This is a genomic window from Moritella sp. F3, from assembly GCF_015082335.1.
In the GTDB taxonomy this organism is placed as follows: domain Bacteria; phylum Pseudomonadota; class Gammaproteobacteria; order Enterobacterales; family Moritellaceae; genus Moritella.
On sequence record NZ_BLRL01000056.1, the window covers coordinates 1 to 273 of the forward strand.

Annotated in this window: 1 pseudogene; it reads left to right on the forward strand. The window is 47.6% G+C overall.

Annotation, left to right across the window (positions count from 1 at the left end):
* Positions 1 to 273, forward strand: a pseudogene (locus JFU56_RS22470) (glycoside hydrolase family 16 protein); the annotation flags it as partial.

A 273-nucleotide genomic window follows, 5' to 3' on the forward strand; every position in this document is an offset into this window, starting at 1 on the left:
GTAGAGCTTGAGCTAACAGCAAGTGTAGAAGGCGCAGCACCAGTGACTGGCGAGTGGCAAACATATACCTTTAAGTTATCTGACTTAGCGGGTGCGGGCCTTGATGTAAGCACTATTGACGTACTTATGATATTTCCGGCATGGGGCGCAGGTGAAGGCGCGGTTTACCGTGTAGATAACGTTAAAATTTACAATCCTAATGCAGCACCAGTTGCCTCAGGTGAGCTTAACGTATTTACAGATACAGTCGCCGATCAGTGGAGCATATGGGAT